Consider the following 13,875-nt stretch of genomic DNA (forward strand, 5'->3'; position numbering starts at 1 on the left):
GGGACTGACACATCCCTGTCATCGACCTGCGCTAGGTAGGTGAAACCGTTTTCAGACGGGTCCTGCCGTGCATGGCATGGCCGGGGCAATCCAGGAGGTGCGGGGACGGTGACCGCCACGATCCATGATGTCGCGCAGCGGGCCGGCTGCTCGATCGCCAGCGTTTCCCGTGTGCTGAACGGCTCCGCCGCGATCTCCCCGGCGCTGGAGGCGCGGGTGCGCGAGGCGATCCGCGAGCTGGGCTACCGCCCGAACGCGCTGGGCCGCAGCCTGAAGACCAAGTCGACGCGCACCGTCGGCGTCCTGGTCCCGTCGTTCACCAACCCCGTCTTCGCTGCCTCCCTCGCCGGGGTGGAGCAGGCGGCGCGGATGGCCGGCTACGACATCATCCTCGCCGCCTCCGACTATGACCGCGACCGCGAGCCGGAGGCGCTGGGCGCCCTGATGGCGCGCGAGGTCGAGGGCCTGGTCCTCACCGTCGCGGATGCCGAGCATTCGATGCTGCTGGACAGCCTGGACCGGGACGGGCCGCCCTACGTGCTGCTCTACAACGAGCTGGCGCGGGAAGGCCGGGCCGCGGTTTCCGTCGACAACGAAGGCGCGGTCGCCGACCTGGTCGGCCGCCTGATCGGCCTGGGCCATGAACGCATCGCCTTCGTGGCCGGCCGCTTCCGCGCCTCCGACCGGTCGCGCCTGCGCCACCAGGGCTACCTGGCCGCCATGACCGGCGCAGGGCTGGAACCCCTGCCGGTGGCGGAGGTGGAGTTCCTGGGCGACGAGGCGGCGTTCGACCGGGACCTTGCGGCCCTGCTGGGGCGGACCGCCCCGCCGACCGCCTTCGCCTGTTCCAACGACCTGCTGGCGATCGCGGTGATGGCGGCGCTGCGCCGCGCCGGCCTGCGGGTGCCGGAGGATGCCTCCGTCACCGGCTTCGACGGCATTGCGATCGGCCGCCAGATCCATCCCAGCCTGGCCACGGTGGAGACCCCGACCCATGCCATGGGCCGCGCCGCGCTGGAGCTGCTGCTCGACATCCGGACCAACCGCGCACCGCGCGCGACACGGCGGCTGGCCCACCGGTTCCGTCCCGGCGGATCGCTGGCGCAGGCGCCGGCCGCCGGACTTGCCCCCTCACCCACCCTGCCCGACGAGACCGAAAGGAAGACATGACCATGCGCACCCTGTTCGCCAGCTGCCTTGCCGGCGGCGTGATGCTGGCAGCCGCCGGCCTTGCCGCGCCGGCCAGCGCCGCCGACGCCATCTGCTACAACTGCCCGCCGCAATGGGCCGACTGGGCGTCGATGCTGAAGGCCATCGACGCGAAGCTCGGGCTGGAACTGCCGCACGACAACAAGAATTCCGGCCAGACCCTGTCGCAGCTGCTGGCGGAGAAGGCGAGCCCGGTCGCCGATATCGCCTATTACGGCGTCACCTTCGGCATCAAGGCAAAGGATGAAGGCGTCACCGCCGCCTACAAGCCGCCGGGCTTCGACCAGATCGCCGACGGGCTGAAGGATCCGGACGGGCACTGGTTCACCATCCACTACGGCACCCTGGGCCTGTTCGTGAACAAGGCGGCGCTGGGCGGCGCCCCGGTCCCGGCCTGCTGGAACGACCTGCTGAAGCCGGAATATGAGGGGATGGTCGGCTATCTCGACCCGTCCTCCGCCTTCGTCGGCTATGCCGGCGCCGTGGCGGTCAACCGGGCGATGGGCGGCAGCCTCGAGGATTTCGGCCCCGGCATCGAGTTCTTCAAGAAGCTGAAGGAGAACGATCCGATCGTGCCGAAGCAGACCTCATATGCCCGGGTCGTCTCCGGCGAGATCCCGATCCTGTTCGACTACGACTTCAACGCCTATCGCGCGAAGTACAACGAGGACGGCGACTTCGCCTTCGTCATCCCCTGCGAGGGCACCGTGGTGGTGCCCTACGTGATGAGCCTGGTGGCGGACGCGCCCCAGGCGGAGAACGGCAAGAAGGTGCTGGACTTCATCCTCTCCGACGAGGGCCAGGCGATCTGGACCAACGCCTATCTGCGGCCGGCCCGGCCGGTGACCCTGCCGGCGGAGGTCGCCGCCCGCTTCCTGCCCGATGCGGACTATGCCCGTGCCAAGCCGGTGGACTATGCCACCATGGAAAAGGTGCAGAAGGGCTTCGCCGACCGCTATCTTTCAGAAGTGAACTGACCGGCTGCGGCCGGGCCCGTCACCGTCGACGGGCCCGGCCGCAGGCCCTACCCGAACGACTCGCTCCCGCTCATGCCCGCCTTCGACCGCCTCCTCCTGCTGCCGCTGCTGGCCGCGCTCGCCGCCTTCTTCCTGCTGCCGATGGCGCAGCTGGCGGTGGTCGGCGCCAGCGGGCCGGAGGGCATTGCCGAATATGCCGCGATCCTGACCGACGGCCGCTATCTGCGTGTCCTGCTGGCCACCCTGGCCCTGTCGCTCGGCGTCACCTTCGCCACCCTGGCGGTCGCCACCGTGGCGGGGCTGTTCCTGGTTCGGAACCGATTTCCCGGCCGCGACCTGCTGCTGGCCGCGCTGACCTTCCCGCTCGCCTTTCCCGGCGTCGTGGTCGGCTTCATGATCATCATCCTGGCCGGCCGGCAGGGCCTGATCGGCCAGGTCACGACGGCGCTGGGCGGCGGCAAGCTGGTCTTCGCCTATTCGATGGCCGGGCTGTTCGCCGGCTATCTCTACTTCTCCCTGCCGCGGGTCCTGCTGACCGTGATGGCGGCGGTTGAGACCCTGGACCCGGAACGGCAGGAGGCGGCGCGCTCGCTGGGCGCCAATCGCTGGCAGGTGCTGCGCGACGTCACCCTGCCGGCGCTGCGGCCCGCCTTCCTCGCCTCCGGCGCGGTCGCCTTCGCCACCGCGATGGGCGCCTTCGGCACCGCCTTCACCCTGGCGACCGATATCGATGTCCTGCCGATGCTGATCTATACCGAGTTCACCCTGATGGCGAACTTCGCCACCGCCGCCGCCCTGTCGATCGCGCTGGGACTGATCACCTGGGCGGCGCTGGCGCTGGCGCGCAGCCTCGCCGGCAGCACCGTCGCGGCGGCGGGCTGAGCGGGCATGGCGGCACGGCTCGCAGGCGGCACCGCCCGGCGCGACGCGATGTTCTGGGCGCAGTACCTGTTCACCGTCCTGGTCGCCGCCTTCCTGCTGGTGCCGGCGATCCTGTCGATGCTGGCCGGGGTAACGGTCAGCTATTTCCGCGGCCTTTCTTCCGGCCTCACCCTGAAATGGGTGGCGGAGGTGCTGGACCTCTATGCCGACACCATCCTCTTGTCGATCTGGCTGGCGCTGGCGACCCTGGCGGTGACCCTGGTGCTGGGCGTCCCCGCCGCCTGGGCCCTGGTGAAGCGCCCGTCGCGCCTGTCGCGGCTGGTCGAGGAGGTGGTGACCCTGCCGGTGGCGATCCCCGGCCTGGCGACGGCGCTGGCGCTGCTGCTGGCCTATGGCGAATGGCGCGGCTTCCGCGCCTCCTGGGCCTTCATCCTGGTCGGGCATGTGCTCTACACCATGCCGTTCATGATGCGGGCGGTGATGGCGGTGCTGCAGTCGATCGACGCCCGCACCCTGGAAGAGGGCGCGGCCAGCCTGGGGGCCGGCCCGGCCCGCCGCTTCCTGACCGTGATCCTGCCGAACGCGCGCCCCGGCATCCTGGCCGGCGCCCTGATGGTGGTCACCCTGTCCCTGGGGGAGTTCAACCTGACCTGGATGCTGCACACGCCGCTGACCAAGACCCTGCCGGTCGGCCTGGCGGACGCCTATGCCTCGATGCGGCTGGAGGTCGCCTCCGCCTACACCCTGGTCTTCTTCCTGATGATCATGCCGCTGCTGGCGGCGATCCAGGCGATGGCCCGTATCCAGAGCGGGGGGCGGCGATGAGGGGCCGGCAATGAGTGGGCGGGCCACGGCGGCGGATACCGCGATCCAGGTGATCGGCTGCGGCAAGACCTTCGGCGGCGGCACGGTGGCGCTGGAGCCGACCGACCTGTCGATCGCGGCGGGAGAGACCGTCGTGCTGCTGGGCCCGTCCGGCTGCGGCAAGACGACGATGCTGCGGATCATCGCCGGACTGGAAAGCCCGGACCCGGGCGGCCGGGTGCTGTTCGGCGGCGAGGATGTCACCCCCCTGCCGATCGAGCGGCGGAACATCGGCATGGTGTTCCAGTCCTATGCCCTGTTCCCGAACATGAGCGTGGCGGAGAATGTCGCCTACGGCCTGCGGGTCCGCGGCGTCGGCCGTGCCCGGCGGCGCGCCGAGGCGGCGGAGGCGCTGGCCTTGTGCCGCATCGCCGACCTGGCGGAGCGGCGCATCGACCAGCTGTCCGGCGGCCAGCGGCAGCGGGTGGCGCTGGCGCGCGCCCTGGCCGCCCGGCCGCGCGCGCTGCTGCTGGACGAGCCGCTGACCGCCCTGGATGCCAGCCTGCGCGAGCATCTGCGGGGCGAGATCGACGCCCTGCTGCGGCGGCTGGGGATCACCGCCGTCTATGTCACCCACGACCAGGCGGAGGCGATGACCATCGCCGACCGGGTGGTGGTGATGCGCAAGGGCGGCATCGCCCAGAGCGGCAGCCCGCAGGAGGTCTATTTCCGCCCCGCCGACCGCTTCGTCGCCGAGTTCGTCGGGCTGATGAACCGGATCGACGGCCGGCTGCGGGACGGGGCCTTCGACGGGCCCGCCGGGCGCCTGCCGCTGCCGGCGCCGGATCGCCCCGACGCGGCGCTGTTCTTCCGTCCGGAGGCGGCCCGCATCCTGGCGCCCGGCGCCACCTGCCCGGCCGGCATGGCCGTGCTGCAGTTCACGATCGCCCGGGTGCAGTTCCTGGGCGACCGGCAGCGGCTGATCCTGGAGGCGGGCGGTCCGCAGGACGCCGCCCCGGCTGCCGGCGCGCGCCCGGTGGTGCAGGTCGATGCCGACAATCGCGGCACCTTCGCCCCCGGCCAGCCGCTGATGCTGGCGGTCGCCACGGACGACCTGCTGATGTTCTGAAACCCGCCCCGCCCCCCGGACCGGTGGACCGGGCTTCACCGCATGCCGACCGATCCACCGCCCCTCCCCGGTCCCGCCGGACCCGACACAAAGGAAGGCCACGGCGCCGATGATTACCGTCGCCCAGATCTCAGACACCCATATCCGCAGGCCGGGCCTGAAGGCCTATGGCCGGGTCGACACCGCCGCCCATCTGGCGGCCGCGGTGAGCCATCTCAACAGCCTGCGGCCGGCGCCCGACATCGTGCTGGCGACCGGCGACCTGGTCGATTTCGGCGAGGCGGCGGAATTCGCGCATTTCCAGAGGATCGTGGCGCCGCTGGCTGCGCCGCTCTGGCCGATCCCGGGCAATCACGACGGCCCCGCCTTCTGGCAGGCCTTCCCGGACGCCGCCGCGCGGCGCCGGGCGGAAGGCGAGGGCTATCTGGTGGAGACTGGGCCGCTGCGGGTCGTGCTGTTCGATTCGACCGTGCCCGGCGCCCCGTTCGGCGATGCGCTGGACCCGGATGGCGGCAGCCGCCGGCTGGACTGGCTCGACACCGTCCTTGCCGCGGCACCGGAGCGGCCGGTCCTGCTGGCCCTGCATCATCCGCCCTTCGCGACGGGCATCGCCCATATGGACCGCCAGAACCTGCGGCAGCCGGAGCGTCTGGCTGCCGTCCTGGAGCACCATCCCCAGGTCCTGGCAGTGACCTGCGGCCATGTCCATCGCAGTGTGGCGACGCAGTTCGCCGGACGGCCGGCGCTGATCTGTCCCAGCCCCGCCCATGCGGTGGCGCTCGACCTCGACCCCGACGGCGCGCCGGGCTTCGCGATGGAGCCGCCGGGCCTGCTGATGCATGCCTGGCGCGACACGGGCGGCCGCTTCGGCAGCCTGGTCAGCCATGTGGTGCCGGTGGGCAGCTTCCCCGGCCCCTTCCCGTTCTATGCCGCGGATGGCAGCCTGCTGGGCTGACCCCCCAGGCTTGCCCCTACCCGCAGGCTGCCCCTTCCCGCAGGCTGAGGCTGGCCGGCGCCTCTCGGGGTGCTATGGTTTCCGGCCGGCGGCGGGCCGCCGGGACGACAGCAATCCATCCGGTCCAGCGAATTGGCCTCGCAATCCGATCCGTCCGCCCCGTGCGGCGATACAACAGCCGCCTCCGGCCCAGCCGCGCCGCCGCCGCGGATCGTCGCCGGGCGGGACGGCCGCGCGATGATCGATCGCCTGTCCTTCGGCACAGGCAGCGTCCCGCTGGTCCGCTGCAGCGGCCGGATCGACGATGATGTCTTCTTCGCCGTCTACGATGCGGTCACCGCCCGGCATCCGGGCGATCGGCTCTACCTGGTCGTCGACCTGCGGGAGGCCGACATGTCCGTCGGCTATGACGGTTATGCGTGGACCGCCCGTATGGTCCGCCGGCGCGGCATCGACACGGTGATGGCAGTGATCTGCGACAGCGACCCGGCCCGCCTGCTGGACGCCAAGGCCGGGCAGGAGATGGCCGCCGTCAACGGATTGCGGATCGTGCAGCGGGTGATCGGCCGGATCGAGGATGCAGCCGCAGCGATGGCGGCGATGATGGGCAGGGAGCCGGCCTGACCGCCGGCACGGACGGCAGAGGCGGGCCGGAGCGACGGGAGGGGGCGCGATGCCGGAACCGGAAAGCTATGAGGTGTTCGCGCTGCGCTATGCGGAGAATCCGGGCGCGCGCGCCGCCCACAATTTCCTGGGCGGCGACCCGCATGACCGGCCGATGCCGCTGGACTATTTCGTCTGGCTGGTGCGCGGCGGCGGGCGCAGCTTCGTGGTGGATACCGGCTTCAGCGCGGCGATGGCGGCGCAGCGCGGCCGCCGCTTCATCGCCTGCCCGGGAGAGACCCTGGCCCGCCTCGGCCTGCCGCCGGACCGTGTCAGCGACGTGATCCTCACCCATATGCACTACGACCATTGCGGCAATCACGACCTGTTCCCGCAGGCACGCTATCACCTGCAGGACCGCGAGATGGCGCATGCCACCGGCCGCTGCATGTGTCACCGGCCGCTGCGGGCCGCATACGAGGCAGAAGATGTCGCCGCCATGGTGCGCAAGGTGTTCGCCGACCGGGTCACCTTCCACGACGGCGATGTGGAACTGGCGCCCGGCCTGTTCCTGAACCATGTCGGCGGCCATACCGCCGGGCTCCAGGTGGTCCGGGTGCGCACCCGGCGCGGCTGGCTGGTCCTGGCGTCGGACGCCAGCCATTTCTACGCCAACATGGAAGAGGCGCGCCCCTTTCCGATCGTGCACGACATGCAGGCCATGCTGGATGGCCATCGGCTGCTCTATCGCCTGGCCAGCGCGCCCGAGGCCGTGATCCCGGGGCATGACCCGCTGGTCCTGGCGCGCTATCCCGCGCCGCACGGCGAGATGGCCGGCCTGGTGGCGCGGCTGGATGCCGATCCCTTGTCGAGTTGACCGGGCGGGCTGACCCGGCGAGCTGACCGGGCGGCCTATCCGCCGGCCGCGGCGACCATTGCGCCCTGGCCGTCGGCCGGCGGCAGCAGCAGGGTAACCTGCGTGCCCTCGCCGTTCCGGCTGTCGATGCGGATATCGCCGTCCTGCGCCTGCAGCAGCCGCTGGCAGATCGGCAGGCCGAGCCCGGCCCCCTGGCCGGCCCGCCGGGTCATCGAATGCGAGGAGAAGAAGGGGGAGAAGATCTCCTGCAGGATCTCCGGTGCGATCCCCGGCCCGCTGTCGGAGATCCGCACGGCGACCCGGCCGTCCGCCTGAACCTCGGCCGCGATGCCGACCATGGCCCCGGGGCAGAACTTCACCAGGTTGTCGAGGAGATGCCCCAGCACCTGCCGGACGGCGCGCAGGTCGGCGCGCACCGTCAGCTCCACCGGCACCCGGATCTCCGTCAGCCGGATCCGGTTCTCGGCAAAGCCCTCGCCGTACTGCCGCAGCAGGTCGGACAGCAGCGCGCGCAGCGCCACCTCCGCCGGACGCAGGGACAGCACGGAGCCGTCGATCTCGATCAGCTGCAGGACGTCGTTGACGAAAACCAGCAGTTCGCTGCCGCTGTCCCGGATCGCATCGACATATTCCGCATATTTCGGGATCCCCAGCGGCCCGTGGATGCCGGAGCGGATCATCTCCGAGTAGCCGATGATCGCGTTCAGCGGCGTCCGCATCTCGTGGCTCATATGGCCCAGGAATTCCGACTTGATCGCGTTCGCCTGCTCTGCCTGGTACTTCGCCTGGAGGAGCGACCGCTCGTAGTCCTTCTCGCGCGTGACGTCGAGCGCGGCGACCAGGATCCAGTTGCCGAACTCCCCGGCATAGTCGTTGGCGACGATCTTGACGTAGCGCTCCGTTCCGTCCTTGCCGACCTGCCGCCAGACGCCGACCTCGCGCAGCCCCACCCGCGGGCGCGCAAGGTGCCGGGCCAGCGCCTCCTGCTCGTCGCCCGGGTGCAGGTCCGGCACCCGCATCGCCATGAATTCCTGCCGGCTGTAGCCGTACTGGCGGATCGCCGAGGCGTTGACCTCCTGGATCGCCAGGGTCTGGCGATCGTAGAGCCACATCGGTACCGGATTCTGTTCGAACAGCTTGCGGGCCCGGGCCTCCTGCGCCCGCAGCACCTCCAGCATCCGCCGCCTTTCCCCCACATGACGGACGGAGACGATCAGGTAGCGTCGCCGCGCCGATGCGCCGGATACAAAGGCCGCAGGGGCGCGATACGGGATCGCGCGGATGTTCAGCCACGCCGTCTCACCGGATTTCTGGCGGCACTTCACCTCGACCTCGACCGGTTCGCCGGCGGCGATCCGAGCTTCTGCCCGCGCCTCCTCTTCCGGATTCTCAATGCCGGGGAGCAGCCTGTCGGCCCTGCCGGCCAGCAGTTCCTCGCGGCCATAGCCGGTCAGGGTGGCGATCGCCTTGTTGAGATATACGAACCTGCGTCCACCGGCCGCCGTGAGGTCGATCTCCAGGATCGCCATGCCTTCGTCCGTCTCGTCCAGGACGGAACCGAGGAAGGCGAGCCGCTCATGGGCCTGCTTGCGCTCCAACAGGGAAGCGATGCGCGAGCGCACCTCGTCGACCCGCGCCTGGACCGCGGCGAGGTCGTTGCCGGAACTGCAGAAGCCGATCGACAGGCCACAGCGCTCCGCACCGACACGGAACGGGATGACGATATACTGCAGCACCCCCAATTGGTGCAGTCGTTCGACGATGAGGTTCCCGGCGAAGCGTGGATCGGCGACCAGGTCCTCCACCGTCACCGGGGCCTGGTCGCGGATCGCCGCGCAGCAGAGCGAGTCGTTCTCCTGCAATGCCCGCTCTGCGACATTCGCCAGCAGTTCCTCGGCGATCCGGCGCCGCGACGACCAGCCGCCGGTGACGCGCAGGCCCACAGCAGCCGGGTCGTACTGGCCCAGCAGCACGATATCGGCGCCCAGGTGGCGGCCCAGCACCTCTGCCGTGTCCGACAGGGCCGTGGCATAGTCCGCACCGCCCAGCGCGATCTCGCCCAGTTCGTCGGACAGGCGGTTGCGGGCCTCCAGCCGCTTCAGGATCTCGGCCTGGCGGTGGCTTTCGATCAGCGCACTGGCGGACCCGGCCAGGCCGGCCAGAAGGGCGATATCGGCGTCGGTCACCTGCGGATGCGGCCGCGTATCCATCACGCAGATGGCGCCAATCCGGTCGCCGCTCTCCAGCACCAGCGTCGCCCCGGCGTAGAAGCGGATGCCGAGCGCGCCGGTCACCGCCTCGTCGTCGTGGAACTGCGGATCCTGCAGGGCATCCTTTACGAGCAGCGAATCGGCATGCTGTGCCAGCATCCAGCGGCTGAAGGAGCCGCGGGCGGGGCATTCGAGCCAGTCGACGCCTTGTTTCGACTTGTACAGCAGGCGGTTGCCGTCCTGCAGCAGGATCAGGGCAATCGGCGCGTCGAAGATCCGCGCGGCCGCCGCCGTCAGGGCGTCGAACGACGGCTGCGGCGCCAGGTCCAGATCGGCTATGCGCTTGGGGATCGTCACCGGATCCGGCCCCCGGTGCCGGCGGACGGGCCGGGCGGCCATGGCGGATCGGCGGCAATCGCCGGATCGCGCCGGCCCGATTGCGTGTTGCAGCCATGGCCCCGTGCGGGGCTGTGCCTGAAGGACGTCATCCGGGCAGGCTAGCGGCGGGGCGGTTAACTTTCCCTGAAGGCGCGGCGCAGACAAGACGCGGTCCATGCGCTGCGCGGCGCATTGCGGTTAACGATTTGCCCATGTTCGGCAAGGATGATGGCGATGGGCAAGAGTCGAGCCCCGCAAAGAACGGGATCATGGATCAGGCCACGGAGCAGCCACATATCGCGGAGCTGAAGCGCCGGATCGCCGAACTAGAGGCCGAGAACAGGCACCTGTCGGCGAGGCTTGCGGCTGCAGCCGGCCGCGGCCGGGTCCACGAGCATGCGGAACAGATCTACAAGGTGGTCGAGGCCTCCCGCCAGGCGATGGTCGTGCATCTTGCCAACCGGCCGCTCTATTTCAACCCGGTCCTGCTGGATCTGCTCGGCCTCGACAGCCGGGACGCCTATCAGGACGTCATGGACTTCGTGCATCCGGACGACCGCCCGGCGGTGGCGGAGGCGACCCGGCGGTTCCTGGCCGGCGAGGCGCTGTCCCCCGCCGGCGAGTTCCGCGTGGTGCGTGCCGATGGCAGTCATATGTGGGTCGAGGCCAGCACGACCGCCGTCGACTGGCACGGGATACCGGCGGTGGCCAGCGCCATGACCCCGATCGACGACCGCAAGACCGCCGAACAGGAGGTGCGCCGGTCGCGCCGGCTGTTCCAGACCGTCTTCGACACCTGCCCCGAGGTGATGACCATCAACGATATGGCCACCGGGCGCTATGTCGACGTCAACCGGGCCTTCCTCCACCTGTCCGGCCTCACGCGGGAGGAGGTGATCGGGCGCACGGCCGACGAGCTGCAATTCTTCACCCCGGCCGACCGTGAGCTGATCAACCGGGCGCTGCGCGGCCAGGACAGGGTGCGCGACCTGGAACTGCAGGCCCGCTTTCGCGATGGCGTGGAGCGCAGCTTCCTGGTCGATGGCGAGGTCCTGCGCTTTCCCGGCCAGAAGCTGGTGCTGATGGTGGCGCGCGACATCACCGACCGGCGCCGGCAGGAACTGGAACTGCGGCGCAGCCGCGAGATGGCGGAGCAGGCCAGCCAGTCGAAAAGCCGCTTCCTGGCCAGCGTCAGCCACGAGCTGCGCACGCCGCTGAACGCCATCATCGGCTTTTCCGAGGTGATGCGGGACCAGATGCTGGGGCCGCTCGGAATCGCGCGCTATGCCGATTATGCCGGCGACATCCATCGCAGCGGCAACCACCTGCTGGACATCATCAACGACCTGCTGGATCTCTCGAAGATGGAGGCCGGCCGGCTCGAACTGAAGGCGGAGCCCCTGTCGCCAGCGATCGTCGTCCGGGACAGCCTGAGCTTCGTGCGCGACCGCGCGGCCGCGACCGGCGTGGCGCTGGAGGCGGAGCTTGCCGACGACCTGCCGGACCTGCATGCCGATCCCAGGCTGCTTCGCCAGATCCTCCTCAACCTGCTGGCCAATGCGTTGAACTTCACCCCCGCGGAAGGCCGGGTGGTCGCCGGAGCGCGGCTGTCCGACGACGGCGGCATGTCCCTCTACGTGAGCGATACCGGTCCCGGCATGACGGAGGCGGAGGTCGCGGTGGCACTCACCCCCTTCGGTCAGCCCGCGGCAGCCAAGGCCCGCCGCGAACCCGGGACCGGCCTCGGCCTGCCGCTGGCGCAACAGATGGCGCAGCTGCACGGTGCGGCGATGCGGATCGAGAGCCGGCCAGGCAGCGGCACGATGGTCACCGTCGCCATGCCGCGCGACCGCCTGCGCCCTGCCCGGCCTGCCGGCCCGACCGACGGTGGCGAAGCGGAAGTCCCGGCCGGGCGCCAGATCAACAAGACGCCCTAGGCCGGGGGCCAGCGCCGCGGGACATTGCCCACCAGCAGACGGACGATGCTGCCATCGTCATCCTCCAGCGGCAGGATCAGGCGGTCCCAGCCCACCACATGCAGCATCACCGGCGGCGCGTGCCGGGTGAACAGCGGCTCGATCCGCCGCAGGCAGGCGCGATAGCTGGCCAGAAAGTATTCGGTCATCGGCGCGACGGGCAGTTCCGACACCGTCCTGCCCGTGGCCTCGAAGCCGGAGCGCGCCGCGATCGCGCTGCCATAGACCCGGTAGCGGAAGTCGCGGCCGCCCTCCAGCACGTCCAGCAGCATGACATAGCCAAGCGCCGGCTTCATCCGCGCCGGATTCACCGCAGCGGCACGCGGCGCCCGCCGGCCGGCGGGCAGGTCGGTCCAGTAGGCCTGCAGGATCCGCAGGACCTCTTCGTCCAGCGCATCGACCCAGGGCGACCAGATGGCACCGGCGAAGCTGGCGCCGACCCCGGCGAGATGCCGTTCCGTGGCACCATTCCCGCCGGCCAGAAGATCCTCCTCCATCGCCACTGCCAGATCCTCGTCGACCGGCTGGCCTGCTACACTCATGGCGGTCCCTGGGAGAGGGCACCAGCAGGCGGCCGTCCGCTGCGGAACGGTCGGGCGGGCAGCCCCGTCGAAAGATTGAGGCACCGACCCTAGGATCTCCGCGACGGGATGAAAAGGGAAGACTTCCGATCCCCGTTCCCGTCCGCGACTTGCCGCAAGGGGCCGCCCGTCGACCGGCCCGGACCGTCACCCGTGCCCAGGTCGGGCCGGTGGCTGGCCTTGTCGGCTTCACGGCAAGAGCAGAATGGCGGTCCGGCAGTGCCGTCGTTCAGGCTGTTGCGTCGCGCCAGCAACCAAATAAACCCGCCTTCCAGACATGCCTCATGCCGCCCAGCGGAGACTGCAGTAGGGACATCGTCGCCCAAAGAGAACGCCAGAAATATGCAAAGATGTGGACCAGACCGGAATACCAAGAGGACCATGTCACCGTTCTTGCGCGGTCCGCCCATACAGCACTGCGCATGCAGGCTGGTTACAGCATTCTCGATATCGGCGCCGGCGCCGGGCATGCGAGTGCCTACTTCCAGCAGCAGGGGTTGTCAGTGCTCGCTATTGACATTGCCAGGAATGCGCTGGAGCCGGAGATACAGGTCCCTCTTCTCACCGCCTGCCTGTGGGACATGCCGGTGAGCATCGGCGCCAAGTGGGCGTTCTGCGCCGATGTGATGGAGCATATACCACCCGACCATGTGGAGCAGGTGCTCGCGTTCGTCGCGCGCAGCGCGGAAACGGCGGTGTTCAGTATATCCACGGTGCCGGACACCGGCGGGGCCTTGATCAACGAAGTCCTTCATATGACCGTCGAGCCGAGTGCCTGGTGGACCGGAAAGATGGAGCGTCTCTGGCGGACGGTGCACCTGCAAGAGCCCGAAGGCTCCAGTGGGTTCATAACGATCTGCACACATTCCGGTTAGGATGCCGCGCCGATCGCGTTGCCGGGCGTTGCCCCGGACCCTGGTGTGAGCATGCTGACCGCTCCCCCCGCCGCCGCAAACATCCGCCGCCGCAGCAGGCGGAGGCAATGGTTTGGCCACCGCCTGCCGCGCGGCCACACTGATGCGGTTTCGCCCTTGGGCTCATCAGCAAGGAAGTCTGTGCTCGGCCAGATGTCGTCTGCACAGGGGAACGGTGACGGCCGCGGGCAGGCCCTAAGTCGATCACCGAAAGGGGCCAACCTGTCGAAAATCTGGCTAACCGAGAACGAACAGTGCAACGGACGCGGCGAATATTGCAGCAAAATCAAGAAGGCAATGGTGCCCAGGGGCGGGCTCGCCTTCTCCAGTAGGATCAATGGGTTGCGCGCCGGTGAGACATTCTCTCAGCCCGCAGAAAT

General features: G+C 69.8%; 13 protein-coding genes. 11 read left to right on the forward strand and 2 right to left on the reverse strand.

Annotation, left to right across the window (positions count from 1 at the left end; all coding sequences use genetic code 11):
* Positions 1-108: 108 nt before the first annotated feature.
* The 8 genes from ACFOGJ_RS04060 to ACFOGJ_RS04095 all read left to right on the forward strand — a co-directional run bounded on the left by ACFOGJ_RS04060 (position 109) and on the right by ACFOGJ_RS04095 (position 7,436).
* Positions 109-1,170, forward strand: a complete 1,062-nt coding sequence (locus tag ACFOGJ_RS04060) for a LacI family DNA-binding transcriptional regulator (protein ID WP_379898339.1) — start codon at positions 109-111, stop codon at positions 1,168-1,170.
* The gene (locus ACFOGJ_RS04065; RefSeq protein WP_379898340.1) at positions 1,167-2,186 is read left to right on the forward strand and encodes an ABC transporter substrate-binding protein; all 1,020 of its coding nucleotides are present in this window, start codon (positions 1,167-1,169) and stop codon (positions 2,184-2,186) included. The genes ACFOGJ_RS04060 and ACFOGJ_RS04065 overlap by 4 nt, the downstream gene beginning before the upstream one ends.
* 72 nt (positions 2,187-2,258) lie before the next feature.
* Positions 2,259-3,068: an ABC transporter permease gene (locus ACFOGJ_RS04070; protein WP_379898342.1), complete on the forward strand. Its 810-nt coding sequence runs from the start codon at positions 2,259-2,261 to the stop codon at positions 3,066-3,068.
* A 6-nt stretch (positions 3,069-3,074) separates the two neighbouring features.
* A complete protein-coding gene (locus ACFOGJ_RS04075) occupies positions 3,075-3,893 on the forward strand; it encodes an ABC transporter permease (protein ID WP_379898345.1) in 819 nt (272 codons plus the stop codon).
* Positions 3,894-3,903: 10 nt separating this feature from the next.
* A complete protein-coding gene (locus tag ACFOGJ_RS04080; protein WP_379898347.1) occupies positions 3,904-5,001 on the forward strand; it encodes an ABC transporter ATP-binding protein in 1,098 nt (365 codons plus the stop codon).
* A gap of 109 nt (positions 5,002-5,110) precedes the next feature.
* Positions 5,111-5,956: a phosphodiesterase gene (locus tag ACFOGJ_RS04085; RefSeq protein WP_379898349.1), complete on the forward strand. Its 846-nt coding sequence runs from the start codon at positions 5,111-5,113 to the stop codon at positions 5,954-5,956.
* Between the two features lie 237 nt (positions 5,957-6,193).
* Positions 6,194-6,580 (forward strand): hypothetical protein, encoded by a 387-nt coding sequence (locus ACFOGJ_RS04090; protein WP_379898351.1) that lies wholly within the window; start codon positions 6,194-6,196, stop codon positions 6,578-6,580.
* A 49-nt stretch (positions 6,581-6,629) separates the two neighbouring features.
* Positions 6,630-7,436 (forward strand): N-acyl homoserine lactonase family protein, encoded by an 807-nt coding sequence (locus ACFOGJ_RS04095; protein WP_379898352.1) that lies wholly within the window; start codon positions 6,630-6,632, stop codon positions 7,434-7,436.
* A gap of 35 nt (positions 7,437-7,471) precedes the next feature.
* Here ACFOGJ_RS04095 and ACFOGJ_RS04100 read toward each other — a convergent pair whose 3' ends face one another.
* Entirely contained in the window at positions 7,472-10,003 is a 2,532-nt protein-coding gene (locus tag ACFOGJ_RS04100; RefSeq protein ID WP_379898354.1) for a sensor histidine kinase, read from the reverse strand.
* A gap of 290 nt (positions 10,004-10,293) precedes the next feature.
* On the opposite strand from ACFOGJ_RS04100, the gene ACFOGJ_RS04105 reads away from it, so the two are divergent.
* Entirely contained in the window at positions 10,294-11,961 is a 1,668-nt protein-coding gene (locus ACFOGJ_RS04105; protein WP_379898356.1) for a PAS domain-containing sensor histidine kinase, read from the forward strand.
* On the opposite strand, the gene ACFOGJ_RS04110 is transcribed toward ACFOGJ_RS04105, so the two are convergent.
* Positions 11,958-12,542, reverse strand: a complete 585-nt coding sequence (locus ACFOGJ_RS04110; RefSeq protein ID WP_379898358.1) for a PAS domain-containing protein — start codon at positions 12,540-12,542, stop codon at positions 11,958-11,960. The genes ACFOGJ_RS04105 and ACFOGJ_RS04110 overlap by 4 nt on opposite strands.
* Positions 12,543-12,931: 389 nt before the next feature.
* On the opposite strand from ACFOGJ_RS04110, the gene ACFOGJ_RS04115 reads away from it, so the two are divergent.
* Together ACFOGJ_RS04115 and ACFOGJ_RS04120 are read left to right on the forward strand one after the other, a co-directional pair.
* Positions 12,932-13,456: a class I SAM-dependent methyltransferase gene (locus ACFOGJ_RS04115; RefSeq protein WP_379898360.1), complete on the forward strand. Its 525-nt coding sequence runs from the start codon at positions 12,932-12,934 to the stop codon at positions 13,454-13,456.
* 45 nt (positions 13,457-13,501) lie between these two features.
* A partial coding sequence (locus ACFOGJ_RS04120) for a hypothetical protein (protein WP_379898362.1) occupies positions 13,502-13,875 on the forward strand: 374 nt, incomplete at its 3' end.

This window comes from Marinibaculum pumilum, assembly GCF_042646425.1.
In the GTDB taxonomy this organism is placed as follows: Bacteria; Pseudomonadota; Alphaproteobacteria; order Ferrovibrionales; family Ferrovibrionaceae; genus Marinibaculum; species Marinibaculum pumilum.